Source organism: Streptomyces sp. NPDC047049, from assembly GCF_040643995.1.
Taxonomy (GTDB): domain Bacteria; phylum Actinomycetota; class Actinomycetes; order Streptomycetales; family Streptomycetaceae; genus Streptomyces; species Streptomyces mooreae.
In genome coordinates, this window is record NZ_JBEYVM010000004.1 from 388,624 (window position 1) to 414,334 (window position 25,711).

At 71.7% G+C, this 25,711-nt stretch carries 21 protein-coding genes and 1 pseudogene; 11 read left to right on the forward strand and 11 right to left on the reverse strand.

Annotated features, from left to right (window positions below):
• Positions 1 to 50: 50 nt before the first annotated feature.
• Positions 51 to 422 carry a hypothetical protein gene (locus ABZ851_RS13230; protein WP_336049715.1) on the forward strand — a complete coding sequence of 124 codons (372 nt, stop codon included), beginning with the start codon at positions 51 to 53 and terminating at the stop codon, positions 420 to 422.
• 55 nt (positions 423 to 477) lie between these two features.
• Here the strand turns inward: ABZ851_RS13230 and ABZ851_RS13235 are convergent, their stop codons facing one another.
• Positions 478 to 2,022, reverse strand: coding sequence for an AMP-binding protein (locus ABZ851_RS13235; protein WP_361125590.1), 1,545 nt, complete (start codon positions 2,020 to 2,022; stop codon positions 478 to 480).
• A gap of 482 nt (positions 2,023 to 2,504) precedes the next feature.
• Between ABZ851_RS13235 and ABZ851_RS13240 the strand changes: the two genes are divergently transcribed.
• Together ABZ851_RS13240 and ABZ851_RS13245 are read left to right on the forward strand one after the other, a co-directional pair.
• On the forward strand, positions 2,505 to 4,589 hold the full coding sequence (locus ABZ851_RS13240) for a SpoIIE family protein phosphatase (protein ID WP_361125593.1): 2,085 nt from the start codon (positions 2,505 to 2,507) through the stop codon (positions 4,587 to 4,589).
• A 316-nt stretch (positions 4,590 to 4,905) separates the two neighbouring features.
• A complete protein-coding gene (locus ABZ851_RS13245) occupies positions 4,906 to 6,363 on the forward strand; it encodes an APC family permease (RefSeq protein ID WP_361125596.1) in 1,458 nt (485 codons plus the stop codon).
• An 89-nt stretch (positions 6,364 to 6,452) separates the two neighbouring features.
• On the opposite strand, the gene ABZ851_RS13250 is transcribed toward ABZ851_RS13245, so the two are convergent.
• Entirely contained in the window at positions 6,453 to 6,791 is a 339-nt protein-coding gene (locus ABZ851_RS13250; protein WP_361125599.1) for a hypothetical protein, read from the reverse strand.
• Between the two features lie 448 nt (positions 6,792 to 7,239).
• Here ABZ851_RS13250 and ABZ851_RS13255 point away from each other — a divergent pair, with 448 nt between their 5' ends.
• The 7 genes and pseudogenes from ABZ851_RS13255 to ABZ851_RS13285 all read left to right on the forward strand — a co-directional run bounded on the left by ABZ851_RS13255 (position 7,240) and on the right by ABZ851_RS13285 (position 15,599).
• Entirely contained in the window at positions 7,240 to 9,969 is a 2,730-nt protein-coding gene (locus ABZ851_RS13255) for a SpoIIE family protein phosphatase (RefSeq protein WP_361125602.1), read from the forward strand.
• A 51-nt stretch (positions 9,970 to 10,020) separates the two neighbouring features.
• Positions 10,021 to 10,416: an SHOCT domain-containing protein gene (locus tag ABZ851_RS13260; RefSeq protein WP_361125605.1), complete on the forward strand. Its 396-nt coding sequence runs from the start codon at positions 10,021 to 10,023 to the stop codon at positions 10,414 to 10,416.
• 149 nt (positions 10,417 to 10,565) lie between these two features.
• Complete coding sequence (locus ABZ851_RS13265; RefSeq protein ID WP_361125608.1) at positions 10,566 to 11,390, forward strand: DeoR/GlpR family DNA-binding transcription regulator; 825 nt, start codon at positions 10,566 to 10,568, stop codon at positions 11,388 to 11,390.
• A 122-nt stretch (positions 11,391 to 11,512) separates the two neighbouring features.
• Positions 11,513 to 12,649 (forward strand): annotated as a pseudogene (locus ABZ851_RS13270) (four-carbon acid sugar kinase family protein); the annotation flags it as partial.
• Positions 12,553 to 13,590 carry a 4-hydroxythreonine-4-phosphate dehydrogenase PdxA gene (locus tag ABZ851_RS13275; protein WP_361125611.1) on the forward strand — a complete coding sequence of 346 codons (1,038 nt, stop codon included), beginning with the start codon at positions 12,553 to 12,555 and terminating at the stop codon, positions 13,588 to 13,590. The pseudogene ABZ851_RS13270 and the gene ABZ851_RS13275, both read left to right, overlap by 97 nt.
• Positions 13,587 to 14,924 carry an MFS transporter gene (locus tag ABZ851_RS13280; protein WP_361125614.1) on the forward strand — a complete coding sequence of 446 codons (1,338 nt, stop codon included), beginning with the start codon at positions 13,587 to 13,589 and terminating at the stop codon, positions 14,922 to 14,924. Before ABZ851_RS13275 ends, ABZ851_RS13280 begins: the two co-directional genes overlap by 4 nt.
• A 456-nt stretch (positions 14,925 to 15,380) precedes the next feature.
• Positions 15,381 to 15,599 carry a hypothetical protein gene (locus tag ABZ851_RS13285; protein ID WP_336049730.1) on the forward strand — a complete coding sequence of 73 codons (219 nt, stop codon included), beginning with the start codon at positions 15,381 to 15,383 and terminating at the stop codon, positions 15,597 to 15,599.
• 100 nt (positions 15,600 to 15,699) lie between these two features.
• Here the strand turns inward: ABZ851_RS13285 and ABZ851_RS13290 are convergent, their stop codons facing one another.
• The 6 genes from ABZ851_RS13290 to ABZ851_RS13315 all read right to left on the reverse strand — a co-directional run bounded on the left by ABZ851_RS13290 (position 15,700) and on the right by ABZ851_RS13315 (position 22,481).
• A complete protein-coding gene (locus ABZ851_RS13290) occupies positions 15,700 to 16,098 on the reverse strand; it encodes a hypothetical protein (RefSeq protein ID WP_361125618.1) in 399 nt (132 codons plus the stop codon).
• A 400-nt stretch (positions 16,099 to 16,498) separates the two neighbouring features.
• A complete protein-coding gene (locus tag ABZ851_RS13295) occupies positions 16,499 to 17,698 on the reverse strand; it encodes an MFS transporter (RefSeq protein ID WP_361125621.1) in 1,200 nt (399 codons plus the stop codon).
• Between the two features lie 134 nt (positions 17,699 to 17,832).
• A complete protein-coding gene (locus ABZ851_RS13300; RefSeq protein ID WP_361125624.1) occupies positions 17,833 to 19,650 on the reverse strand; it encodes a M4 family metallopeptidase in 1,818 nt (605 codons plus the stop codon).
• A gap of 688 nt (positions 19,651 to 20,338) precedes the next feature.
• Positions 20,339 to 20,629 carry a hypothetical protein gene (locus ABZ851_RS13305; RefSeq protein ID WP_361125626.1) on the reverse strand — a complete coding sequence of 97 codons (291 nt, stop codon included), beginning with the start codon at positions 20,627 to 20,629 and terminating at the stop codon, positions 20,339 to 20,341.
• A 213-nt stretch (positions 20,630 to 20,842) separates the two neighbouring features.
• The gene (locus ABZ851_RS13310; protein ID WP_256331136.1) at positions 20,843 to 21,028 is read right to left on the reverse strand and encodes a hypothetical protein; all 186 of its coding nucleotides are present in this window, start codon (positions 21,026 to 21,028) and stop codon (positions 20,843 to 20,845) included.
• A gap of 328 nt (positions 21,029 to 21,356) precedes the next feature.
• The gene (locus tag ABZ851_RS13315) at positions 21,357 to 22,481 is read right to left on the reverse strand and encodes a PP2C family protein-serine/threonine phosphatase (protein ID WP_361125629.1); all 1,125 of its coding nucleotides are present in this window, start codon (positions 22,479 to 22,481) and stop codon (positions 21,357 to 21,359) included.
• A gap of 396 nt (positions 22,482 to 22,877) precedes the next feature.
• Here ABZ851_RS13315 and ABZ851_RS13320 point away from each other — a divergent pair, with 396 nt between their 5' ends.
• Positions 22,878 to 23,804 carry a DMT family transporter gene (locus ABZ851_RS13320; RefSeq protein WP_361125632.1) on the forward strand — a complete coding sequence of 309 codons (927 nt, stop codon included), beginning with the start codon at positions 22,878 to 22,880 and terminating at the stop codon, positions 23,802 to 23,804.
• Positions 23,805 to 23,818: 14 nt separating this feature from the next.
• Here ABZ851_RS13320 and ABZ851_RS13325 read toward each other — a convergent pair whose 3' ends face one another.
• The 3 genes from ABZ851_RS13325 to ABZ851_RS13335 all read right to left on the reverse strand — a co-directional run bounded on the left by ABZ851_RS13325 (position 23,819) and on the right by ABZ851_RS13335 (position 25,653).
• Positions 23,819 to 24,070, reverse strand: a complete 252-nt coding sequence (locus tag ABZ851_RS13325) for a hypothetical protein (RefSeq protein ID WP_361125635.1) — start codon at positions 24,068 to 24,070, stop codon at positions 23,819 to 23,821.
• A 15-nt stretch (positions 24,071 to 24,085) separates the two neighbouring features.
• Complete coding sequence (locus ABZ851_RS13330) at positions 24,086 to 25,087, reverse strand: D-cysteine desulfhydrase family protein (protein ID WP_361125638.1); 1,002 nt, start codon at positions 25,085 to 25,087, stop codon at positions 24,086 to 24,088.
• Between the two features lie 173 nt (positions 25,088 to 25,260).
• Positions 25,261 to 25,653 carry a PPOX class F420-dependent oxidoreductase gene (locus tag ABZ851_RS13335; protein ID WP_361125641.1) on the reverse strand — a complete coding sequence of 131 codons (393 nt, stop codon included), beginning with the start codon at positions 25,651 to 25,653 and terminating at the stop codon, positions 25,261 to 25,263.
• Positions 25,654 to 25,711: the final 58 nt, after the last annotated feature.

Consider the following 25,711-nt stretch of genomic DNA (forward strand, 5'->3'; position numbering starts at 1 on the left):
GGGCGCGGTACTCATCAAATGTCAGATTTCCTGCCAAACAGGAGAACGCAATGCGCAAGTTCATAGGCCGCTCCGTGGCCGCCGCGGCCCTTGCCGCCGCTACCGTCGTCCCGCTCGCCGGCATAGCTTCGGCCACCCCGCAGGCGCCGGCCGCATCCTCCAAGAGCGACCACCACGGTCGTCACCACCAGGGTCGTCACCACCACAGGCACCACTGCCACCACCACCACGGCTACGGCAACTTCGGCTACGGCGGCTTCGGCGGCCTGGGCGGTTTCGGCGGCCTGGGTGGCTTCGGCGGCCTGGGTGGCTACAACGGCTTCGGCGGCTACAACGGCTTCGGCGGCTACGGCCACTGCGGCTACGACAACTACGGCTACGGCTTCGGGGGCTTCCCCTTCGGCCTGCTGGGCATCCTCTGACCGGCAGTAGCACTGACAGGCCGCCGCAGCCCCCGGCTGCGGCGGCTCGTCGCTGTCAGCCCGCGGTGCCGGCCTCCTGCTCGGCCCGCCGTCGCAGCTCCTTCTTGTCGGGCTTACCGGCATCGGTCAGCGGCAGCGCCTCGACGAAGGTGACGTGCGCCGGTTCGTACATCGCCCCGCGCTCCGCGCAGACCATCTCGCGCAGCTGCTGCCCGTCGACGCTGCTGCCGGGCGCCCGCACCACCGCCGCGTGCACCCGCTCCATGCGGTCGGCGTCGCGGACCCCGAACACGGCGCTCTGCAGTACCTGCGGGTGCGAGTTCAGCAGGTCCTCCAGTTCCGTCGTGTACACATGGCCGCCAACCACGACGATCATGTCCTTGATCCGGTCGACGATCGTCAAGTACCCCTCGTCGTCGAGGAATCCGATGTCCCCGGTGTGCAGCCAGCCGTCCCGCAGGACCTCGGCGGTCAGCTCGGGCTGCTTCCAGTACCCCTTCATGACCATGTCGGAGCGGACACAGATCTCGCCGTGTTCACCGGCCGGCAGATCGCGGCCCGATTCGTCGCGGACCGCCACCTCGACCTCGGGCAGCACCTTCCCCGCCGACCGCAGCCGCTCGGGGCGCTGCGGGTCGTGGTCCTCCTGGGTGAGCACGCTGATGCCGCCGGCCTCGTTCTGGCCGTAGCCCTGCATCAGTACCGGGCCGAACGTCCTTACCGCGTCGGCTATCCGGGCCGGGGACGCCTGGCAGCCGCCGTAGGTCAGCATCCGCAGGCTGGAGGTGTCGGTGTGCCGGGCGTCCGGGTGGTCCATCAGCTGGTAGAGCAGCGGCGGCAGCAGGAAGACATCGGTGATGTGCTCGCGTGCGATGGCGGCGAGCGCGGTGCTCGGGTCGAAGTCGTCGAGCAGTACGACCGTGCCGCCCGCGTGCAGCGTGCTGTCGGCCATCAGCCCCGCGGCGTGCGCGAGGGTGGTGCACACCAGCTGGCGTCGCTGGTACTCCGGCTGCTGGAGCACCCCGTGGAACCAGCGTGTCTGCTCGAAGGTGGTGCAGATGCCCTTCGGGTGGCCGGTGGTGCCGCCGGTGTGGCGGATGGTGCAGACGTCGTCGGGCCGGGCCCGGCTCGCGAACGGCTCGTCGGACTGACCGGCCGCCAGCTCCAGCAGGTCCGTGCCCACCTTGGCGGGGCCGAGGACGAGCACTTCCGGAACCGGCGCCAACGCGGTGACCTCGGCGGCCCGTTCGGCATAGCGCGGGTCGACGATCAGGGCGTGGGTCTCGACATCGCGGACGATGGCGGCCTGGGACTCGGCGGACAGCTTGTTGTAGAGGTAGTTGACCCGGGCGCCGAGCAGGTTGGCCGCGTAACGGGCTGCGATGATCTCCGGGAGGTTGCCGCTCAGGAGCGTGACGGTCGCTTCGCGGCCGACGCCCCGGGCGCACAGTGCCCGTGCCATGCGGTGGACCAGTGAGCGGAACTCGCCTGCCGTGACGCGGCGGCCTTGGTGTACCAGGACTTCGCGCCCCGGGTCGGCGCTAAGTACATCGAGGTTCTCCTCTGCATAGGTGCGGAATGTCCGGGCGGCGTTGGGCATGATGTGAGGCTTCCTCCTGACGCCGGCGGGCGCAGTCGGCTACGCCGGATGTGATGTACATTGATTTGGTTGCTACAGGCAACCAAATGTCAGGATAGTCGCCGCGGATCAACATCTCCAAGTCGGCCGCCGGGCCGGGCTCCAAGTCGGTCTCCACGCCGGACGGTTACACGAGGAGAGCCCCTGGCGGGCGCACCGGGATGCCCGCCGTCCGCTGTCCGCCGCCGCTCCACGGACCCGCCCCGAAAGCGCGTCCGAAATCATCGCACTGAATATCGTCAACACGGTCGCCCGCCTGGAAACAGCGACGGATAATGCTCGCTCGCGCACGGGTCGCCCATGCCCTGCGGAACTCGCTCTCCCTGCGGGTCCGTCCCGTGTCGAGAGATGATGGAGACCAACGGAAGCGCAGCGAGAACCGGCCGATGTACGGAGAGCGCCACGGCTGTCGGTCCGCGATGACCGGCGGAAGGAGTGCCTGGATGGGTGCGACCGACGCGTTCCCCGAAGGTGCCGCCCCGGTCGGGGCCACACCGGGGCAGCCCGGCGGCCTGCTGGATGTGCTGGGCGTGGCCGCCGTGATGCTGGACGCGGACGGGCGGATCACCCTGTGGAGCCCCCAGGCCGAGCAGCTTTTCGGCTGGAGCGCGAAGGAAGCACTCGGCCGGCCCGCGGCGCAGCTGCTGGTCGGCCCTGAGCACTTCGATCTGGTCCTGGGCCTCTTCTCCCAGGTCATGGCGGGCGGCGAAAGCTGGGCAGGGGTCTTCCCGGTCCAGCACAAGGACGGCACCACCCGGCTCGTCGAGTTCCGCAATATGCGGTTGCTGGACGAGCGCGGTGAGACCTACGCCCTGGGCATCGCCACCGACCAGGCCGTGCTGCGGCGGGTCGAACGGGATCTGGCGCTGTCCGTACGCCTCGTCGCCCAGTCACCGATCGGCCTGGCGGTCCTGGACACCTCGCTGCGCTTCGTCATGGTCAATCCGGCGCTGGAGCGCATCAACGACCTGCCCGCCGACCAGCACCTCGGCCGCGATGTCCGAGAAGCCCTGTCCTTTCTGGACACCGGCACCATCGTGGCCCGGATGCGCGAGGTGCTCGACACCGGGACCCCGTTGCTCGACCAGTTCACCGTCGGCCGCACCGCCGCCGACCCCCACGCCGACCGCGCCTGGTCGGTGTCGTACTACCGGCTGGAGGACCCGCACGGCCGCGTGCTGGGGCTGGCCACGTCGGTCGTGGACGTCACCGAGCAGCACCGCGCCGCCACCGAGGCCGCCCGCGCCCGCAGGCGGCTGGCCGTCATCGCCGACGCCTCCGCCACCGTCGGTACCACCCTCGACGTCGACCAGACCGCCCACGAACTGGCCGACGTCATCGTGCCCGAGCTGGCGGACCTGGCCGCGGTCGATGTCCTCGACGCCGTCCTCGACGGCCGGCGCCCGACCTCGCTCTCCCGTGGCGGTCCGGCCCGCTTCCGGGCGCTGGCCGTGGCCACGGCGTACTCCACCGAGGCGGTCCGCGCCGCCGACCCCACCGGCCAGATCGCCTCCTACGAGGCTGACCGGCTGATCACCCGCTGTGTGACCGAAGCCCGTCCGGTGCGCATCCCGCACGTCGGCCCGGACGATCTGCCGCGCATCGCCCCGGACGAGCGGGGCGCCGCCCTTCTGGGAAAGGCCGGGCTGCACTCCTACCTCGCCGTACCGCTCATCGCCCGCGGCGAGGTCCTGGGTGCGCTGTCGCTCTACCGCGTCCGGAACCCGGAGCCCTTCGACGAGGACGACGCGGTGCTCGCGGTGGAGCTGGCCGCCCGCGCCGCGGTCTGCATCGACAACGCCCGCTCGTACCAGAGCGAACGCCGCACCGCGCTCACGCTCCAGCGCCACCTGATGAACCACCGGCCGCCGCAGCCCACGGCCATGGAGATCGCCTACCGCTACCAGCCCGCCCAGGCGGCCAGCGAGGTCGGCGGTGACTGGTTCGACGCCATCCCCGTGACCGGCGACAAGACCGCGCTGGTGGTCGGCGACGTGATGGGCAGTGGCATCAACGCCGCCGCCACCATGGGCCAGTTGCGCACCACCACCCGCGCGCTGGCCGATCTCGACCTAGACCCGGCCGAGGTGCTCCGCCACCTCGACCACATCGCCGGCGGTCTCGACCCGGCCTTCGCCACCTGTCTGTACGCCGTCTACGACCCGCACCGCGCCCTGTGCCGGATCGCCGTCGCCGGGCACCTGCCCCCCATCGTGGTGCGCCCGGACCGGCCGCCCGAGCTGCTGGACCTGCCCACCGGTGCGCCGCTCGGCGTCGGGGGCGTCCCCTTCGAGCAGACCACGGTTCCGCTCCGCGACGGCGACCTGCTGGTGCTCTACACCGACGGGCTGATCGAAACCCGGGCCCAGCCCATAGACACACGTCTGGACACCCTCCTGGAGCTGCTGGCGGAGCCCGAGCGGGATCTGGAGGGCCTGTGCGACCGGCTCCTCGCCGCGCTGCGCGACGAACACGACCACGATGATGTCGCGCTGCTCATCGCCCGGGTGCACGCGCTCGGAGGCTGACCGCACGGCAGCGGGTTTCGGTGGGACCGCTACGGATTCGGCGGTGAGCCGCGCGATGTCATGCCGCTCTTTCCGACGCGGAATCCGCTTGTCTACCGCGGATACATCGTGGATAAGCACCCCGATGGCCTTGATGAGCTTCGGATTTCGTTGTCCAAAGGCCTTAACAAGACCTTGACGTGAGTCGTCGGCAGGGGTTGTATTCGGTCACCGAAGCGAGACCTGAGGATGTCCGGGTTCGCATCGCTTTGCGGTGTTCTTCCGCCAAGACGCCACCCCCTCCTGCCGCCAGCACCGATGGGATACGGATACCGATATGCCCTACACGCCCGTTGCCTCCGCAGCTCCTGAGCGGGACACCCGCAGTGCGACGGTGAAAGACGCCTCCGGCGCCCCCCAGCTCACCCGGTCGATCGGTGTGGTCGGCGGCACCCTGCTCACGCTGTCCTGTCTGACCCCGGCATCCTCGCTCTTCGTGATCGTGCCGGACTCGTTCGCCACCCTGGGCACGGGCACCGCACTGACCATCGCCGTCGCGGCACTGCTGTGTATCGGGGTGGCCTTCACCTACTCCGAGCTCGGCACGCTGATACCGAGCTCCGGTGGCGAGTACGCGATGGTGGGCACGCTCATGGGCCGCCTCGCCGGATGGCTGGTTTTCGTGCTTTCGCTGATCGTCGTCATGATCGTGCCGCCCATCATCGCCCTGGGCACCGCCGACTATCTGGCACCGATCATCCAACTGGATCCGCAGTACACCGCCGCCGCCGTGATGCTGCTGGCCACCGCCATGGGCCTGCTCGATCTGCGCGCCAACGCCTGGATCACCGGCATCTTCCTGGTGCTGGAGGTCGTCGCCTGTGCGGTGGTCGCCTTCCTCGGCTTCACCCACACCCAGCGCTCCGCTTCCGTGCTCGTGCACCCCGTGATCGACGCCGGACACGGTCACAGCACCGCCGTCACCGCGGGCCTCATCGTGGCCGGGCTGGCCACCGCGCTCTTCATCCTGCAGGGCTTCTCCACCGCCGTGTACCTCGCCGAGGAGATGGAGAACCCCCGTCGCAACGTCTCCCGTACGGTGCTGTGGACCCTGGGCATCGGCGCGGCCGTGGTGCTGGTCCCGGTGGTCGCGATCACTCTCGGCGCCCCCGACCTGAAGACCCTCGGCGCCGGTGACGTCGCCGGGATGGTGCAGGAGTGGAGCAACTCGGGCGTCGGTACGTTCGTCAGCCTCTGCATCGCCCTGGCGATCATCAACGCGGCGATCGTGATGGTGATCCAGAACTCCCGTGTGGTGTTCTCCTCGGCGCGTGACGCGGCCTGGCCGACGGGCGTCAACCGCGTCTTCTCGCACGTCGGCCGGCGCTTCGGCTCCCCCTGGGCGGCCACCCTCGCGGTGGGTGTCCCCGGTGCGGCCCTGTGCTTCGTCAACCTCGACACCCTGAGCGAGGTCACCGGCGTGGCCGTGGCCGCGATGTACGTCTTCGTCGCGCTGGGCGCCCTGGTCTCGCGCCGCGGGGAGCACAAGCACCGGCCGGCCTGGCGGATGCCGCTGTGGCCCGCGGTCCCGGCGCTGCTGATCGTGGTGCTGGCCTGGGTGCTCTGTCAGCAGAGCACCACGAGCCTGGTCATCACCGGCATCGTCGTGGCCGTCGCCGCGCTGTACTGGCTGTGCTACCTGCGCCCGCGCCAGGAGACGCACTGGGTGATCGCGGTCCCCGAGGACGAGCAGGCCCCCGCACCGGAGCCGTCCGCGGCCCCGCTGTCCGCGTAGGGCACCGAGCACCACAGATGCCCGCCCGGGTCGGCACCCGGGCGGGCTTTCGCTTCTCTGCCGGCGCTTCTCCGCCGGCCGGCGGGTTCCTACTGCCCCGCGGGCCGGGAGAGCGCGAGCGCGTCCAGCAGGAGGCATACATGGTCGACGGCGTCCCGCCCGGCCGGGCCCTCGGCGGCCGGTCCCTCGTCGAGCAGCCCCGCGGTCTCCCGCAGCAGCTTCAGCAGCCGCTCGTCCGCGTCGGCCGCCGTTTCCGCGTGCGCCAGGGCGGACCGGATCTGCTCGCCCGTGAGCGGCTGACCGGTTTCGAGGAAGCGGTACAACGCCACGGCGGCTCGCCGGTCGGCGTCGTTCGGCTTCCACAGTCCGAGCGCGTGGTGGTCGATGAGCGCGGCCGCCTCGGCTCGGATCTCCTCGGGAACATGCATGCCCACGAACGTCTCATACCGCCTCGGCGGGCCGGATGGCGTCGCGGCGGTCCCGCGGCCGCCGGCCGGCCGGCTCCCTTTCCCCGGTGAGCGCGGCTGACCAGGCACGTTGTGCCCGCGCCCGGCTCACCCGACCGGCAGACGCCCGTCGGACAAGCGGCCGGGCCTGTGGGAAGAGTTACATGAACCATGCACGCTCTGGGCGATTTGTTCCGTGTGGAGTGGCGCGAAAGGGGCGTCGCGTATGTCCCCTTCGTCGAAGAGGTTCGCATATGCGCAGCGGGAAAACCTACCCGGGGGTCTTCCCGCCCTCTGGCGCCCGGCCCCGGATCACGGGACCATCCTCGAACAGCCCGTGAGGCCGCCCGGCGCAGCGCGGGCCCTGACCGCTGCTGCGCTCCGCATCGCGCGGCTCGCCCACCGTATGCGGGAGGTGTAGAAAGAGGACATGGCCGGACGCTACGGCCGCCCGCGTTCGGTTCTCAGGATGCGAACTGTCGCAGGTCAGGTCTTTCTCCTGCAGGTGGCGATCGTGGTGTTGCTCGTCGCCGCCGCCATCGCGGCGCTCGTGCTGCAGTCCAGGGCCGACGGGGACCGCGAAGCCCGCAACAGGTCCGTCGCCGTGGCCGAGGCCTTCGCGAATGCGCCAGGCATCGAGGAAGCACTGAAAAGCGCCAATCCGACGCTGGTGCTGCAGCCGCGGACCGAGGCCGCCCGCAAGCGCTCCGAGGTCGACTTCATCGTCGTGATGAACACCCAGGGCATCCGCTACACCCACCCGATCCCCAACCGGATCGGCAAGAAGTTCGTCGGAACGCTGAAGCCGGCGCTGTCCGGCGGGGTGGTCACCGAGCGGATCACCGGGACCATCGGGCCCCTCGTCCAGGCCGTGGTGCCGGTCTTCGGCCACAGCGGCAAGGACAAAGGAAAGGTCGTCGGCCTGGTCTCCGCCGGGATCACCGTCAAGCGGGTGAGCGGTGTCGTCGACGACCAGTTCCCCCTGCTGTTCGGTGCCGCCGCCGGCGTTCTCCTCCTCACCACCGGCGGCACGGCGCTGGTGACCCGCCGCCTGCGGCGCCAGACCCATGGCCTGGGCCCCGCCGAGATGACCCGGATGTACGAGCATCACGACGCGGTGCTGCACGCCGTACGCGAAGGCGTGATCATCGTGGCCGGCGACGGCAGTCTGCTGCTCGTCAACGACGAGGCGCGCCGCCTGCTCGACCTGCCGCCGGACGTCGAAGGACGCCAGGTCGGCGACCTCGGGCTCGACCCCGCCACCGCCCGCCTGCTGGCCTCCGGCCGGGCCGTCACCGACGAGGTCCACCCGGTCGGCGAGCGGCTGCTGGCGATCAACCAGCGTTCCACGGACCAGGCGGGCGGACCACCCGGCAGCGTGACGACGCTGCGGGACACCACGGAGCTGCGGGCGCTCACCGGCCGGGCGGATGTGGCCCGCGGCCGTCTGAAGCTGCTCTACGACGCCGGCACGGAGATCGGCACCACGCTCGACGTGGTGCGCACCTGCGAGGAGCTGGCGGAATTCGGGGCGTCCCGTTTCGCCGATATCGTCACCGTCGACCTGGCCGAGGACGTGCTGATCGGCGAGGAGCCCACGGCCCCCATCGGCGCGGCCATCGAGATGCGGCGGACGGCCACCAGCGGCGCCCCGGCGGACAGCGGCCTCTACCCCGTCGGCAAGCTGATCCGGTTCGAGCCGGCCACCACCCTCGGCGCCAGCCTCACCAGCGGGAAGGCGGCCCTCGAAGCGGATCTGGCGGCGTTCTCCGGCTGGCATCTGCAAAGTCCCGGCCGGGCCAGGAAGATCGTCGCGCACGGCATCCATTCGCGGATCGCGGTCCCGCTGCGGGCCCGCGGCGTGATCCTCGGTGTGGCGATCTTCTGGCGCTCGCACAAACCGGAACCCTTCGAGGACGAAGAACTCTCGCTCGCCGAGGAACTGGTCGCCCGCGCCGCGGTCAGCATCGACAACGCCCGCCGCTACACCCGCGAGCACACCATGGCCGTCACCCTGCAGCGCAGTCTGCTGCCGCGTGGGCTGCCCGAGCAGAACGCCGTGGAGGCCGCCTACCGCTATCTGCCCGCCCAGGCCGGTCTCGGCGGGCTCGGCGGCGTCGGCGGCGACTGGTTCGACATCATCCCGCTGCCCGGTGCCCGGGTGGCGCTCGTCGTCGGCGATGTCGTGGGACACGGGCTGCACGCCGCCGCCACGATGGGCCGGCTGCGCACCGCCGTGCACAACTTCGCCAACCTGGACCTGCCGCCCGACGAGATCCTCTGGCACCTCGACGAACTCGTCACCCGTATCGACCAGGACGAGAGCGCCGAGGAGGCCGAGGGCTCGGTCACCGGAGCCACCTGCCTCTATGCGATCTACGACCCGGCGTCCGGGAACTGCACCATGGCGCGCGCCGGGCACGTCCAGCCCGTGTTCGTGCTGCCGGACGGCACCGTGGAGGTCGCCGATGTGCCCGGCGGCCCGCCCCTGGGGCTGGGTGGTCTGCCGTTCGAGACCTGGCAGCGGCAACTGCCCGAGGAGAGCCGTCTGGTGCTCTTCACCGACGGGCTCGTCGAGGACCGGGACCGGGACCTCGACGAGGGCATGGCGCTGCTGAGCCGTACGCTCTCCGTCCCGGCCGGCCGGACACCGGAAGAAACCTGCGAGGCGGTGCTCGGCGCTCTGCTGCCGGAGCGCCCCAGCGATGACATCGCGCTGCTGGTGGCCCGCACGCGGGTGCTGGACACCGAGCACGTCGCCGACTGGGACGTGCCGCCCGACCCCTCGGCCGTGGCCCAGATACGGGCCGCCGCGGTACGGAAGCTGATCGAATGGGGCCTGGCGGAGGGGGCGTTCACCGCCGAGCTGATCCTCAGCGAGCTGGTCACCAACTCCATCCGGTACGCCGCGGGGCCCATCCGCGTACGGCTGATCCGTGACACCTCCCTGATCTGCGAGGTCTCCGACCGCAGCAGCACCTCTCCGCATCTGCGGCAGGCCGCCTCGATGGACGAGGGCGGCCGCGGCCTCTTCCTGGTCGCCCAGCTGGCGGAACGCTGGGGGACCCGCTACACGAGCGGTGGCAAGGTCATCTGGACGGAACAGGCGCTCACCGGCCTCGATCTGGTCGCGGAGCGGGCCGGCGGCGGGGATGCTTGAGCAAAGGGACGGACGAGTCCGGGGGCCGAGTGAGTGCCTGAGGAGGCCGTGATGGATTACCCGCTGCTCAACGCCTTCTGGACCATGTGCCTGATCTTCCTGTGGGTCCTGTGGCTGATCCTGCTCTTCAGGATCATCGGTGACATCTTCCGCAGCCATGACCTCGGCAACTGGGGCAAGACGGGGTGGCTGGTCCTGGTGATCGTGCTGCCCTTCCTGGGCGTCTTCATCTATGTCATCGCGCGGGGCCACGGCATGAGTGAACGGGAGGTCGCGCAGGCCGAACGGCAGCAGAAGCAACTGCGGGCCTATATCCGGGACACCGCCGCGACCGGTGACGAGGCGGGCGGGCATGCGGACGCCCTGGCGAAGCTCGCCGACCTGAAGAACCACGGTGACATCACGGAGGAGGAGTTCCAGAAGGCCAAAGCGAAGATCCTCGCCTGACCACGGACCCGCCCCGGCGGGTGGCGCCCGCCGGGGACTCCTCGGCCGGCTTCTCGACTGCTAACCTCGAATTGCGCGAAACACGCAACTTCAGGGGGTGTCCCGCGCAGGGCGCCCGGCAGGCGACGCAGGCGGAGGCGGGCAGCGAAGTGACCAGTGGGGAACGCTCGGCCACCCGGCACCGACGCGAGCGGATGGTGGAACTCCTCGGTGCCGGCGACATCAGCGTGCACGATCTCGCCGCCGAGTTCGACGTCTCGCTGTCCACCGTCCGCCGGGACCTCGCCACCCTCGCCGCGCTCGGCCGGATCACCCGGACCTACGGCGGCGCGGTCGACCACCGGGCGGTGGAGCGCTCCTGGCACGACAAGGAAGGCGAACAGCGGGGCGAGAAGGACGCCATCGCCCGCACCGCCGCGGCGCTGGTCCGCCCCGGCGATGTCGTCCTCCTCGACGCGGGCACCACCGTCGCCCGGCTGGCCCACGAGCTGCGGGACCGCGGCGACCTCACGATCGTCACCAACGGCCTTTCCACGCTCGTCGAGCTGGCGGACGCGGAGGTGGAGGTGGTGGTGCTCGGCGGCCGGCTGCGGCGCCCCAACGAGTCGCTGCTGGGCACCCGGACCGATCAGGCGCTGCGCCGGCTCACCCCGGACATCGCCTTCCTCGGCGTCGACGGTCTCGATCCCCGCCTCGGCATCAACTGCCCCGATCCCGAACAGGCCGCGCTGAAGGAGACGATGGCCGGGTGCGCCCGCGCCGCCTGGGTGCTCGCCGACCACTCCAAGCTCCGCGGGGGAGGGAGCGGGGGAGCGGGCTTCCCCTACTGGGCGGCGATGCCGGGCGGCACGGGCCTGGTCTCCGGGGCCGGCGAGCGGGAGCTGGCCGCCTTCACGGACGAGGGATGGCCGGTGTGCGCCGCCGTGGACGGTGGTCCGGCGCCCGCCCGGAGCGCCCGGCCGCACACCTCTTGACAGTCCGTTCGGCCAGTCGCCACCCTGAATTGCGTGAACCGCGCAATCAATAATGCGTGGTCCGGTCACTTCAGGGTGTGCAGACGACCCCGGAGCCGACAGGAGGAGACCTCGTGGCCCAGGTGCTCGTCATCGCGGACGACCTCACCGGCAGCAATGCCACCGGCGCGCTCTATGCGCGACTGGGCCTGCGGGCGGTCACCGTCGGCGCCCTCGCCCAAGTGGAGCGCTACGCCGCCCGGGTGGACGTCCTCGTCGTCAACACCGCATCGCGGCACCTGCCCCCGGACCGCGCCGCCGCGGCCGTCCGGGCCGCCGCCGGGACGGCGGACACGGCACCCCTGGTGGTCAAGCGCGTCGACACCACGCTGCGGGGCAACCCCGGCAGCGAACTCGACGCGCTGGTGGACGTCCTGGCCGTCCGCGAGCCCGCGGCCAGGATCCGGACACTGGCCGTACCCGCCTTCCCCGACGCGGGCCGGACCACGGTCGGCGGACTGCAGCTGGTCGACGGCGTCCCGCTGACCCGTACGGCAGTGGCCCGCGACCCGTTCGATCCCGTCCGGCACTCCCGGGTCGCGGACGTGCTCGGCGCGCAGAGCAGGCGCAGCACGGGCGAACTCGCCCTGGACGTGGTGGAGCGGGGGCCCGACGCGGTCGCCGCGGCGCTGCGGGAGAGCCCGGCCGAGACCGTGGTCTGCGACGCCACCGAGAACGCACATCTGCACACGGTCGCGAGGGCCGCCGCCCGCCTCGCCGCCGAGGAACAGCTCCGCTGGGTGGCGCTGGACTCCGGCCCGTTCGGCGCCGCCCTCGCCGGTGAGCTGGGCCTGCGCCCCACAGGCGGCCCGCCCGCCCGCATCCTGGCGGTCGTCGGCAGTGTCACCGACCGCACCCGCACCCAGCTCACCCGCACGGAAACCGCGCTCGACGCCCGCTGGGCCGACCTGGACCCCGCCGCCCCGGACCCCGGCGCCGTACTGGCCCGGTTGCGCGCGGCGGCAGCGGAGGGCGCCACGGTGCTGGGCGTCCGGGTGGCCCCCGTCCCGCCTGCCACCGCCACCGGATCCGCCACCGGGGCCGCTGCCGGATCCGCCCCGTGCGCCGCCGCCCGCATCCTGCGCGCCCTCGCCGAGATCGCCCGTCGCGCGGTCACCGAGCTGTGCCCCGGCGGCCTGTACGCCTCGGGCGGCGATGTCGCCGCCGCGGTCACCTCGGCACTCGGCGCCGACGGCTTCGCCATCGAGACCGAGGTGCTGCCGCTCGCCATCGCGGGGCATCTGGTGGGCGGCCCCCACGACGGTCTGCTCTTCGCCACGCCGTCTGCGGACTGGACGTCGAGGTCAACGCGGTCGGCACCCCCGGTGAGGCACGCTTCGAGCCCGGCACCATCGACGTGCTCGACCTCGGGATCGCCCCCGGCGATCTCCCCTGGGGCACGGTCGACGCGGTGGCGGGCCGTTCCGCCGTGGCGGCGATCGAGGCCGCCACCAGCGCCGCGCTGGCCGGCGAGGTCGACGGCATCGTCACCTCACCGATCAACAAGGAGGCGATCTGGGCCGCCGGTTCACGGCACCTCGGCCACACCGAAATGCTCGGTGAACTCACCGGCGCCGCACACTTCGACACCATGTTCGTGGTCCGCGGCCTCAAGATTTTCTTCACCACCCGCCATGTCTCGCTGCGCAAGGCGCTCGACCAGATCACCGAGGAGCGGGTCGCCGCGAGCATCCGTCACGCCGTCACCGCACTGCGCGTCTTCGGCCATGACGCCCCGCGGCTCGCCGTGGCCGCGATCAATCCGCACGGCGGCGAGGGCGGCCACTTCGGCGACGAGGAGATCACCGTCCTGCGCCCGGCGGTGGAGAAGGCGGCCGCCGAGGGGCTGGGCGCCGTGGGCCCGATCCCCGCTGACTCGGTCTTCCACCAGGGCCTCGAAGGCCGCTTCGACGGAGTGCTGTCCCACTTCCACGACCAGGGCCATATCCCCGCCAAGACCGTCGACTTCGACGGCACCGTGTCCGTCACCGTGGGCCTGCCGGTCCTGCGCACCTCCGTCGATCACGGCACCGCGTTCGACATCGCCGGGAGCGGCCGCGCCTCGTACGGCACCATGGCCGCCGCCTTCCGTGCCGCCGCCGGCTTCAGCCGCTTCACCGACCGGATCCGCGCCGCCTACGGAACGGTGGTCGCCCCGTGACGGACACCGGCCCGCAGCCGATCCCGCAGTCACCGCCCGCGGCACGCGCGACGCCTGCGCCGCCCGCCAAGCGCTGGGCCTACGTCATCCCGGTCGCCGCCATCATGTACATGCTGGCGTACCTCGACCGGAACAACGTCTCCGTCATCCTCCCCTACATGCACGGCGATCTGCGGCTGTCCAACGCCGACAAGGGGCTGGTCGGCGGCGTCTTCTTCCTCGGCTATGTCTTCCTGCAGATCCCGGCCGCGATCCTCGCCCAGCGCTGGAGCGCCCGGAAGACCGTGCTGCTCCTCATGGTGGCGTGGGGCGTGGCCGCGTCGCTCTCCGGCCTCGTCCGGACCACGTCGCAGTTCTACGTGGCCCGTTTCGTGCTGGGCCTCTTCGAGGGCGGCGTCTGGCCCGCCGTACTCATCCTGCTCGCCTCGTGGTTCCCGCTGCGGGAGCGGGCCCGGGCCAACGCCCTGTGGATGGCCTGCCTGCCGCTCTCCTCGGTACTGATGGCGCCGTTGTCGGGGTGGATGCTCGACCAGGGCAGCTGGCGCTGGGTGCTGGTGCTGCAGGGTGTCCCGCCCCTGGTGTGGGCGGTGGTCTGGTGGTTCACGGTCGCCGACCGGCCGGCCCGGGCCCGGTGGATCTCCCGCGCCGAAGCCGACCACGTGGAGCGGGCGATCGCCGCCGACGAAGCAGCCAAACCGCCGGCGGGCGGCGGCTCGTACCTCGACACGGTCAAACAGAAGCCGGTGCTCGTCCTCATCGGTGTCTACTTCTTCTGGATCACCGGCTTCTACGGCTTCAACCTGTGGCTGCCGGCGGTCATCAAAGAGCTGACGCACGACGGCTCGTCCACCGAGGTCGGACTGCTCACCGCGATCCCGTTCACCGTGGCACTGGCCGTGATGATCGCCAACGCCGCCTGGTCCGACCGCACGGGCAGACGACGCCAGGCGGTGGCCGTCCCGCTCCTCGTGGGCATCGCCGCACTGCTGCTGGGACAGGCCGTGGACGGCGCCCTGCCCAGGATGCTGCTGCTGTGTGTGACGGCCGCCGCGGTCTACGCACCGTACGGACCGTTCTGGGCGATCCCCGGCGAGCTGCTGCGTTTCGAGGTGGTGGTCGTCGCGATGGGGCTGATCAACGCCCTCGGAAACCTCGGCGGCTTCGCCGGTCCCTACCTGGTCGGCCGGCTGACCGACGCCACCGGATCCAGCGTGACCGGCTTCGCGGTGCTGTCCGCCTTCCTCGCCGCGGCCGTGGCACTGGTGACCCTGGGCCTGCGACCGGCCGTACACCCCGTACGGCAGCCGGCCAGGGAGGCACCGGAAGGAGCCTGAGGCCTGGCGGACGCGCTTTCCGGGCCGGCTGAATACTGAATACCCGGCATACCTTCGGTGTCGTTGTTTGTCGATGTGCCGCACGCATTTCGACGGTCAGCCGAATTCAAAAAAATGATTGATGTGACTTTCTCCGCCGTTCTTCGTCACCTCGAACGGGCGACACCTGTAAGGCAATTCCCGGCGTACTGGACCACGTCAGGAGCGTTCGCCCGTCCTCGTGGCAGAACTACCCCACTGAGGGTGAACGGGCCCATCCCGCCAGGGCGTTGGGAGTGTGCGAGCCCCGCGGAAGAGGTCCGTTCGGCGTCGGCCTGACCGGGTGCGCCCTTTGTGCGGGTCGGGAAATGGTTACTCCGACCTGCGCAATTAATGATGAGTCAGGTTTTGGGAGGTTCTGTGAAGGTGATTCCTGAAAACGTCGATATACCCCTTTGATCCTCCTGAGGAGCACACATGCGCATCCGCGCCGCGATCGCAGCCAGCGCCCTGGCCACCACTATCGTCATGGGCGGTGCGAGCGCCGCCCTGGCTCACGGCAAGGACCGCCACCACCACAACCACCACGGTCACTACGCTTCCTGCTGGCTCTCCGCGGCCGTCCTCCACCACGTCGGCCCGGTCTTCAGCGAGGGCTGCGAGAAGGGCGGCTGGGGCGGCGGCGACAAGCGGTAATCCAGAGCGCTGTCCAGCCGGTGCCGGCCGAGAGGACCAGGGGTCCTCTTCGGCCGGCACCGGCTGTATGTCCGGGCTGCTCGCCGGCCCGGAGTCTGTGTCAGCCGGGGACGTCGAACCGTTTGAGGGTCGGTCCCTTCCTGCCGTTCACCGGTGCGCGAGACATGGCCGCGGGGGCCGGGAGACGGCTGCTCTCGGGCCCCTCAACAGCGGTCGGCCCGGGGGCTGTTGCCCGCCGTCTGCGGACGCTCGCGACCAGCCCCGCGCCGGCCAGCAGGGTCAGACCTGCCATCGTGCCGAAGCCCATGAACACCAGGGGCTTGGTCCCCGTCCCCCCCTCGGCGGGCTTCGCGGCCGGCCTGGCGGCACGGTCCACGGCCGAGGCCGAGGCCGACCCGAAGGCGGCGCACACCGCGACGAGCAGAGCGGCGAGGAGAGCGACGGGGAGATGCCCACGGCAAAGACGGCCCAGCGGGCCGGGGGCGGGTGGTGCGGTCATGCGATGCTCACTTGTCCGCCTCGGCAGGGAGGCTGCTGGATCGAGGATGTGCCGGATCCCAGCGTTTCCGGCTGCGGCCGGAAGAGCGTGCCGTGGAAGGCAGAAGAGTGAAGGCGACCGCCCATCCGAGTGGTGACCGCCCCCGCGGTGCATCCCGGCGACCCGCCCGTTCGCCCAACGAAGCGCTCTGGACGGGCCCGAGAGCCTGCTGCTGGCTGCCGGCGGCGAAACCACGGACAAGGTCCTCGCCGCCCTGTTCCGTAACCTGCTGGGGTGCGGCTCCGGCCGGGCGAGGGCACGGCACGGTCTGCGGGTACTGCCTGAGGGCACTGCCCGAGGCGCACGTGTCCCACGAATCCCCCACGGTTTCCTCAACGCCCCCGGAGCAGAGGGGGACAGGTCAGCCGGCGGGCGTCAGTGGCCGGCGCAGGACGTAGAGGCCGACGGTGACGGCGAGCGCGATGTCGCAGGCGGAGAAGGCCAGGCCCGCGCCGCGCAGGCCGAGCGCCAGCGTGAGCGCTCCGACGCCGACGACCGGCAGGGAGATTCCGAGGTAGGCCACGAGGAAGAAGGCCGAGATGGTGCCGCCGCGGTGCTCGGGCGGTGCCGCGCGGCCCACGGCGGTCAGGCCGGCGCGGAACGCCAGGCCCTGGCCCGTACCGCCGCACACCGCACCGATGACCAGCAGCGGCAGTGAGGTCACGGCCAGCGAGGTGGCCACGAGCACGAGACCCGCCACCAGCACCAGGCAGCCGCCCGGCAGGGCCCTGCGCACACCGATCCGTTCCGTGAGGGACTGGCCGGCCGTCGATCCCAGGAACACCGTGAAGACGATGAGGCCGGCGACGGCCAGATTGTGGACGCCCAGGGTCTGGCCGACGAAGCTCGGTGCGACCGCGGTGAACAGCCCCAGGAGGGAGAAACCGGCGAAGGCGGCGACGGCCGACGGGGTGAAGACGCCCCGCACTTCGGGCGGCAGCCGAAGGCCCTGGGGCCGCAGTCTCCGCGGGCGGTGCGGAGGCCCGACGGTCTCCGGCAGGAGCCAGGTCGCCGCGGCGGCCACGGCCACCAGCGTCAGGTGCGCCAGAAAGGGCAGGGTCAGCGGCCACGGTGCGTACTGGGCCAGCAGGCCCGACAGCAACGGGCCGCAGCCGAGACCGCCCATGTTCGCCGCGGTGGCGGCGAATCCCGCCCGCGCCTCCTGGCCCGGCCTCGCGAGTTCCAGCACACACGCCGTGGCGGCGCCGCTGAACAGCCCCGCGGCGAACCCGGACAGCACCCGCCCCAGCAGCAGCATCGGCAGCCCGCCCTCGAAGATGAAGCACAGGGCGCTCGCCGCCGACAGCCCCAGGGCACAGAACAACACCGGGCGCCGGCCCACCTCGTCGGAGAGATGGCCCGCGAGGAGGAGCACCGTGATCACGCCGAGGGCGTACACCGCGAAGACCACGGTCACCATCAGCTCGGAGAATCCCAGCTGCTCGCGGTAGAGCCCGTACAGCGGGGTGGGAAGCGTCGTCCCGGCCATGCCGATCGCGAACACGCCCGCCGCTACCGGATAGCCGAGCCGCCGGGGGCCGCCCGTGGCATCGCTGATCATGGTCCCCAACGTAGGCGCCCGTTCGCCGTGGCGTCGAGAACCGCGGCAAGGACCCGCGGGCCGGGCCGTGGACGGCACGCACATGGTGCCCCCGCGCGCGGCGGGGGCACCTTCAGTGCGCCTGAACCGGACGGTCAGTGCTGGGCGGTGGGCGCGTTGGCCGCCGTGACGTTGACGGCGGCCCAGGCCTTGTCCACCGTCTTGTACTCGGTGCTCCCGGCGCCGTACAGGTCCTTGGCCGCGTGCAGCGTCGCGGCCCGGGCGTCGTGGAAGTCGGTCGTGGAGACCATGTACCGGGTGAGCGCCCGGTAGAAGATCGCCGTCGCCTTGTTCCGGCCGATGCCGGTCACCTTCGAGCCCTTGTAGGTGGCGGAGTCGTAAGCGACGCCACCGATCGTCTTCTTGCCGCTGCCCTCGGCGAGAAGGTAGTAGGCGTGCGAGGAGACACCGGAACCGCCGTGCACCTCTGTGTCGTAGGACGCCTTCGACCAGTAGTCGACCGTGCTCTCGAGCTTGTCGAGGGACGGCTTGTCCAGGCGGCGCAGGAACTTCTGGTCGAGGCCCAGCTTCTCGCCCAGCAGGTAGTTCGGCGGGTTCTTCGGGTTGTTGGCCGAGAACTCGACCGCGCTGCCGAAGATGTCCGCCAGCGACTCGTTGAGGGCGCCGGGCTCGCCGAACGCGTTCCCCTCCTCGTCGGTGCGGGTGGGCTGCAGGTTGGCCGTTGCCTCGACGACACCGTGGGTGAGCTCATGGCCGGTGACGTCCAGGACGACCAAGGGCTTGGTGAACGTCTTGCCGTCGCCGTCGCCGTAGAGCATGCAGCCGCAGTCCGGGTTCCAGTAGGCGTTGCCCACCTTCTGGCCGAAGTGCACCAGGGCGTGCGCCCCGCGGCCGTCGTTCTTGATGCCGTTGCGGCCGAAGGTCTTCTTGTAGAAGTCCAGGGTGCTGGTGACGCCGTACTGGGCGTCAACGGCGGCGGTGGTCCGGTCGTTCGTGGTGCCGTTGCCCCAGCGGTTGGTGGTGCTGGTGAACGCCTTGCCGTCGGTGACCTTCTTCGCCTCCTTATTACCGGCGTCCCGGGTCTCGGTGTTCCCGCGGGTGGGGTCCTTGAGGGTGAAGGACTTCTGCGCGGTCCGGGTGGTGGACAGCGGCACCTTGCCGACGAAGAGGGAGGCACCGGAGCCGGTGGCCGCGGACGGGAAGCCGGCGCTCCCGGCCGCCTTTTCCGTGGCGGACGGGGCGGCCGGGGCGGTGGAACCCAGCCCGGTGGCGGGGCTGAGCCGTTCGCCCCGCGCACGCAACTTGGCCTGGACGGCGGGGGACAGGAAGGAGTCGTCGGCCGCGGTGTTGCTGAGCACCGCACCGGATGCCGCGTCGAGGACGAGCGTACGGGCGCCGCCGGCCTCGGAGGTGCGGCTGTCGGCCACCTGTACCCGGTAGGCCAGCGTGGTCCGGTTCGCGCGGGCGTCCACGACCAGTTCGGGCTCGCCGGCGCGGCCCTTCGCCACGGCGGCGGCCTTGGCTTTGGCCTGACCGGCCGACAGCTTCGGGTGCGCGTCGGGCACATCGACCTGGTGACGGTAGGCCCGGGTCACGCTCTCGTACGCCGACTTGGCGGTCAGGTGGATGACGAGGTCACCACCGAGCACCGGCAGCCCGCGGTGCGTGCGGACGAAGCGGACATGCGCTCGCCCGTCCGGATCGATGAGCGTGTCCGTGACCTTGAGGGTGTCCTTCTTGCCGACTCCGGTGGCCGAGGCGTGGGCGTACGCGGCGGCGCGGGCCGCTGCCACGGCCTTCTGGGGAGCGGGAGTTGAGGCGGAGGGGGAAGCGGCCGGCGAGGCCGCAGGGCCGGCGAAGGCGCTGCCCGCCGCCCCCGCGGTGAGGGTGGCGGCCGTCGTCACGGCGACGGCGATGGCCAGACGGTGCCCGCGTATGTGGGGTCTACGCACTGCTGTGGGTCCTTAGCGCTGCGGGGGCGGTCGGCTGGCCAACCGCCCGTACGCGCGGTGCTGTTGTGCACCACGGGGGCCGTGGGGCCCCGCGCAAACCCTGGTATGTCTGGCATGAGCATGTAAAGCAAAATGATCAGAATGCGAGATTTATGTGCGAGATTTAACAAATGGCGAACTTTAGGTGGCCAGAAGATGACCAACAGTGCTCCATGGGGAGAGACATGGAGCGGCGCCACTTGGTTGCTCGGGAACCGCGCCGAACTGTGAATCGCGGGCGATTCGACGCCGACTGCCCTGTCCGGCCTGCCCTGCCCGCCCTGTCCGGGACGGCCTTCGCGTGAAGGCGCGTCGATGCGCGGCAGCGTGGGGCCGGGGCCGGGCGCTGAGGAGGTGGAGGTGCGGGGGAGGCGCGGGGGGGGGAGAGAGAGACGCGGGGAGCCCCGGGGCGGCGAGCTGAAGGCCGTCGGCCGGTTATGTGGGCGACGCGGCGGCCGTCGAGGTAGTGCCGGGGGCCGTAGGGCGTCGGCCGCCCGACACCCTGCGGGTACCGGTGATCAGAGTGCCCCCGCGCTCACCGGTGGGGCCGCGCCGGCCGGAGCGGCCGCGCCGACCCGTGGGGGCCGCGTTGATCGTTCGGGCCGTGCGGACCGTCCAGTGCCGTGCTGACCGTCCGGGCCGTGGCGGGCTACCGGTGGAAAAGTTCCTCCAGGGAGGCCTCGGCTCGTTCTCCGCCGCGGGCGGCTTCGACGACGGCCTGGTGGAAGGCGCGGCTGGCTTCTTCGGAATGGCACGGGACGGGGCTGCCGGCCATGGTGTACCAGTCCGCGGCTCCGGTGTATTGCACAGCTACATGAGCCAGGTCGTCCGACCAGGTCGTATGGATGGTCAGGTCGCCGTTGATCACGCCGATCTCCGCGGTGTGCACCGCGCCGGGTAGGGCGTGGATCCCGACAGTGGTCCAAGATGCCCAGGTCATGATGGTCCCCTCGGCGACAAGGGCCCCGGCCGGCGGCCGGGCGCGGTGACTCAAGTTTGGCACTTGAGGTGCGGGAGCGCACCGCATGCGGCGGCACGGATTCCGCTAGCGGCGCGTGGGCCCGGCGGACCCCGCTTCCGGTGAGTCGTACGCGCGGGCACCCAGGGCGCCGGGCGCCGCCGGGCCGGGGAGTGCCGATGCCGCGGCGGAAGCTCAGTCGATGACCGTATGGAAGAAGGTGACGGCGGCCCCGAAGGCGGCGCCGCCGACGAGAGTGGCGGAAGCCGGGGTGCCGCCGTTGAAGAAGGTGAGCACACCGGCGCCGATAGCGGTGAGGGCGCCGAGCAGGAAGATGACGGCGGAGCGCTGACTCAGCAGGGTTGATCTGTTGTCGGACACATCAACTCCGATCTGCGCGGGAGCGACGGATCGCTCGGTGCGGATGCTGATGCTCTGACTGATCTTCTCATCCCACTCACCGGATTTTCGGCAGCACACGAGAAAATTCGCAAAGAGTCACGGAACGGGTCACGGGAAGAGCCGCGGAATGAATCAAGGGGAGCCTGCGGGCGGGGGGCGGACGCGGAGGCCGGGCGGTCGCCGAACTCCCGCTGGACGGCGGGCCTTGTGGTGTGGTCCGCCGGCCCAAGGGTGAGCTGCCTGGGCTGATGGGCCGGGCGGCGGTGATCCGGGGTTTCCTTGCACCGGTCGCGTCTGCGAACGCGTCTCAGTGTTCGGTGCCGCTTCCCTCCGGGGCGGGTCTCCCGCGGCCCGGTACCTGGCGGGTGATCGCGAGGACCGCCATGTCGTCGTCGCGCGGCCCGCCGGTCCAGTGCTCGACATCCGCCGCCAAGCGGTCGATCAATTCCCGGGGGCCCCGGAACGGGCCGTGGTCCGACAGCTGCGTCGCGGGGTCGTAGAACGTTCCGGCGTGGTCCCTGGCCTCCGTCACGCCGTCGGTGATCAGCAGCAGTGTGCTGCCCGCCGGGAACGGCCAGTCGGTGGGGCCGGTCCGTGCCGCGCCCAGGGCGCCCATCCCCAGGGGAAGGCCGGGATCGTCGACCTCCAGTGCGCGCACCTGGTCGTCGTGGCAGAGGTAGGGCGCGGGGTGGCCGCAGTTCAGCAGCCGCAGCCCTGCCGCCCCCGGGAGGACTTCGCAGATCAGGGCCGTGATGAAGCCTTCGAGCCGGTTCTCCTCCGAGGTGTGCTCGCTCTCCCGCAGCAGTGCGTGCTCCATCCGGCCGGCCAGCGCCCTCAGATCCAGCTCCTGCTCGGCGGCCTCACGGAACGCACCCAGCAGCACCGATACCGCGCTCACCGCCCCGAGCCCCTTGCCCCGCACATCGGCGATCATCAGCCGTACGCCGAACGGGGTGCGCTGGACGGCGTAGGCGTCGCCGCCGATCCGGGCCTCGCTCTGCGCGGCCTGGTAACGGGCGGCGATGGCCAGCCGGCCGATGCGTTCCGGCGGGGCGGGCAGCACGGCACGCTGGGCCGCCTCCGCCACCGAACGGACGACGTCCAGATGGCGTCCGTAACGGGCGATCACCCGATTGACCCCCACGCCCATGAGCGCGGCGAAGAGGGTGTTGACGAGCTCCAGATGGCCTTCGAGGTTATCGGCGGTGCCGTCCTTGACCGTCAGCGCGAAGACGCCCACGACGATGGCGGCGCCGATCGCCAGGGTGTGCCGCAGGGAGAGCAGCGCGCCGGCCGTGACGCCGGCGGCCGTCAGCATCGGGTCACCCCAGTAGTCCGCCGGTGAGAACGCATCCCAGGTGAGCCCTCCGGCGACCAGGACGCTCGGAGCGAACTGGACGTATCGGGGCCATCGCGGAGAGAAAGAGGACATAGGGATTCCTGACCAGCCGTCCATGTCGGGTAGCAGGAATATGCCTGGTTTGGGGAGATTTATGCAGCGTGCCCCGGTGGTCGGGCGAGGCCCGGGCTCGCCCGGCCTGCGCCCCTGCGCCCGCAGCCTGCCACCCCGGGGACGGCCGCACGGCGCCCCTGGGGACGGCCGCCCGGCACCCGGGGATGCGGATCCCGGCCCCTGGGGGTGCGGCCGCCCGGCAGCCGGGAACCATCCGTCCGGACCGGCGAATGCGGCCCCGGCGCCCGTGTCGCCGGGCGGTCCCGGCCGGCCGCCGGATAGCGTCGGGGCCCAGTGCAGCGCCGCCCCGCCGCCGCCCGACCACCGCGGCGCGGACCCCGCCGGGTGTCCGGGCGGCCGACGAGGAGGTGGGCCGTGACCACGTGGCCGGCCGTGGTGTTCGCCGTGCTCGCGGCGGCCAGCAATGCGCTGGCCACGGTCCTGCAGCGGCGCGCCGCCCGAACGGTCCCGCTGTCCGGTGGACTGCGCCTCGGCCTGCTCGTAGATCTGCTGCACCGGGCCGTCTGGCTCGGCGGGATGCTCGCGGTCGTCGCCGCGGCCTGCTTCCAGGCGCTGGCGCTGTCGCAGGGCGCACTGTCGGTGGTGCAGCCCCTCTTCGTCCTCGAACTGCCCCTCGCCCTGCTCATCGGACGGGTCCTGCTGGGCGGCCGGATCCCCCGCACCGGCTGGATCGGTGTGGGGCTGCTCGTCGTCGGGCTCGGATCCGCCCTCGCCGCCGCCGCGCCCACCCTCGGCACCACCCACGCCCCGTTCGACCGCTGGGTGCCCGCCCTGGTGGTCTGCGCCGCGGTGATCGCCACGGCGGTCGGTGCCGCGCTCCGCCGCGGGGCGGGCGGCGTACGGGCCGCCTGCTTCGCCGCGGCGACAGCGGTCGGGTACGCCCTCACCGCGGCCATGCTGAAGGACGCCACCCACGCCTGGCAGACCGGCGGCCCCGCCGCGTTCTTCAGCACCTGGCAGACCTACGGCTTCGCGGCCACCGGCGTACTGGCCATCTTCCTCCTGGAGAACGCCATGCAGTCCGGCCCGCTGACCGCCTCGCAGCCGGTCCTCACGCTCGGCGACGCGCTGGTGAGCCTGTCGCTGGGCGTCACCCTGTTCGACGAACGGGTACGGGCCGGCTGGTGGCTGCTGCCCGAGGCGCTGGGCGTCGGACTGGTCCTGTGGGGCGCGGTGCTGCTCTCCCGCGTCGCTCTGACCCAGGACCTGACAGGCGCCCAGGACACGACACCGGCCGCCGCCCGCGACGCCGGTACGGAGCCCGGACGCGCGGACACCTGAGCGCCGCGTGAATGTCACGGCATGACGTGCTTCCGGATCCGGCGGCCGAGTTCCGCGGCCGTGCGCAGCGCCACCGTCGCGGAGCCCTCGGCCACCCGCAGCCCCTCCCAGTCCTCGTAGGCGTAGGGGTCGCCACCGTGGACCTCGGCGTCCTGCGCAGCGCGGCGAGCAGCGAGGTGCGCTCGTAGGAGCCGCCGGCCAGGGCGAGTTGGCCGGTCTCCCAGAGCCGTACGACGGCCGGTCTCACGCCTTTGCCGCGCAGCCAAGCGCCGACCGACAGCTCACCCGTGGACGGGAAGGACCGTGAGCGCTTCCTGGCACCGGGCGACGGCATCGCCGTGGCCGAACAGGCCGGGCAGGCCACCGGAGTGCAGCAGGACGGTGCGCCGCCCGGGTACCACGCTTCCGTCCCGCACCGCCGCCCGCAGCCCGGCCAGCGCCCGCCCGGTGTAGACGGGGTCGAGCGCGATGCCCTCCGTACGGCCCGCCAGTGTCAGGGCGTCCATCGACTCCTCGGTCAACGTGCCGTAACCGGCGCCGACTTGGTCCTGCCGCAGACGCAGGCTCTCCGGCGCGTGGACGGTGCCGGACAGCGCGCTGACCAGGCCGGTGACGGTGCCCGCCGGGTCGCGCACCGCGCCGCAGTCGACGCCCAGCACCTTGCCGGGGCCGAGGGTGTCCACCAGGCCGGCCATCGTGCCCCCGGACCCCAGGGCGACGACGACGGTGTCCAGGTCGGGGGCCTGCCCGAGGAGTTCGCGCCCGCACTCGGCGTAGCCGTACGCGCCCACCGGGCTGGAACCGCCCAGCGGAATCAGCGCCGGGACGGCTCCCCGCTCCCGGAGCCGCGCGGCCACCTCCTCCGCCGCGGCCGTGAGCTGTGCGCCCCCTACTTCCCCGGCCCAGACGGCGGTGGCGCCGAAGAGGCCGTCGAGGACCAGATTCCCGGAGGCCGTGGAGCCGGCCGCACCGGCCAGCACCAGCACCACATCGAGCCCGAGCCGCGCGCCGGCGGCCGCGGTCAGCCGGGCGTGGTTGCTCTGGGCGGCGCCGGTCGTCACCAGGGTCGTGACGCCCTCGGCGAGCGCCGCACCGCAGATCCACTCCAGTTTGCGGACCTTGTTCCCGCCGCCACCGAGACCGGTGAGGTCGTCGCGCTTGACCCAGAGGTCGTCCGCCCCGAGCCCGAGCGCACGGGCCAGCCGCGGCGCCGGCTCCAGCGGCGTCGGCCAGGTCGCGAGCGCTGCCCGCCGGGGGGTGCCGTGCTCCGCACTCATCGTCATGCCCTTCCGTCTGTCCTGCGGTACCGGTCCGCCGGCCAGGGTGCCATGCCGTAGCCGGCGCGGGACCCCGCTCAGCCGGCCCCCGCTCAGCCGGCGGCCGTCCCGCCGCCGCCCGCCCCGGCGTCGTTCCATCAGGCCCGCGAACCTCGTCCGGGGCTGATCCCACAGGCGCCTCAGCCCGTCCCGCTGACGCTCTCCGGCGCGATGACGAAGAGGACCCGCTCCTCGTCGCGGCCGCCGTACCAGGGGTAGGGCGCGTTGAGGTACTTCTGGGCGAGCTGTTCGATGTGCTCGACCGCGCCTTCGGTCGTGGTCTCGACGACCCGGCCCCGTACCTGGAAGTAGCGCGCGGGGTGGTCCGGGTCGCTGACGGCGACGGCCACGCGGGGGTCGCGGGCGATGTTCTTGGTCTTCACATGGCTCCGGACGCTGTTGATCAGCACATGGGTGCCGTCGGTGTCGACCCAGGTCTGGGTCACCTGCGGGGAGCCGTCCGGCATCGAGGTGGCCAGAAAGCAGGTGCTCGGCCGGCGGAGCAGCGCGAGTAGTTCAGGGGAAAGGTGCACAGCGGTCTCCCGGCCGGTCGAGGGGGCGGAGGGCTCTTTGGTCTGCCGGTCCGCCGGA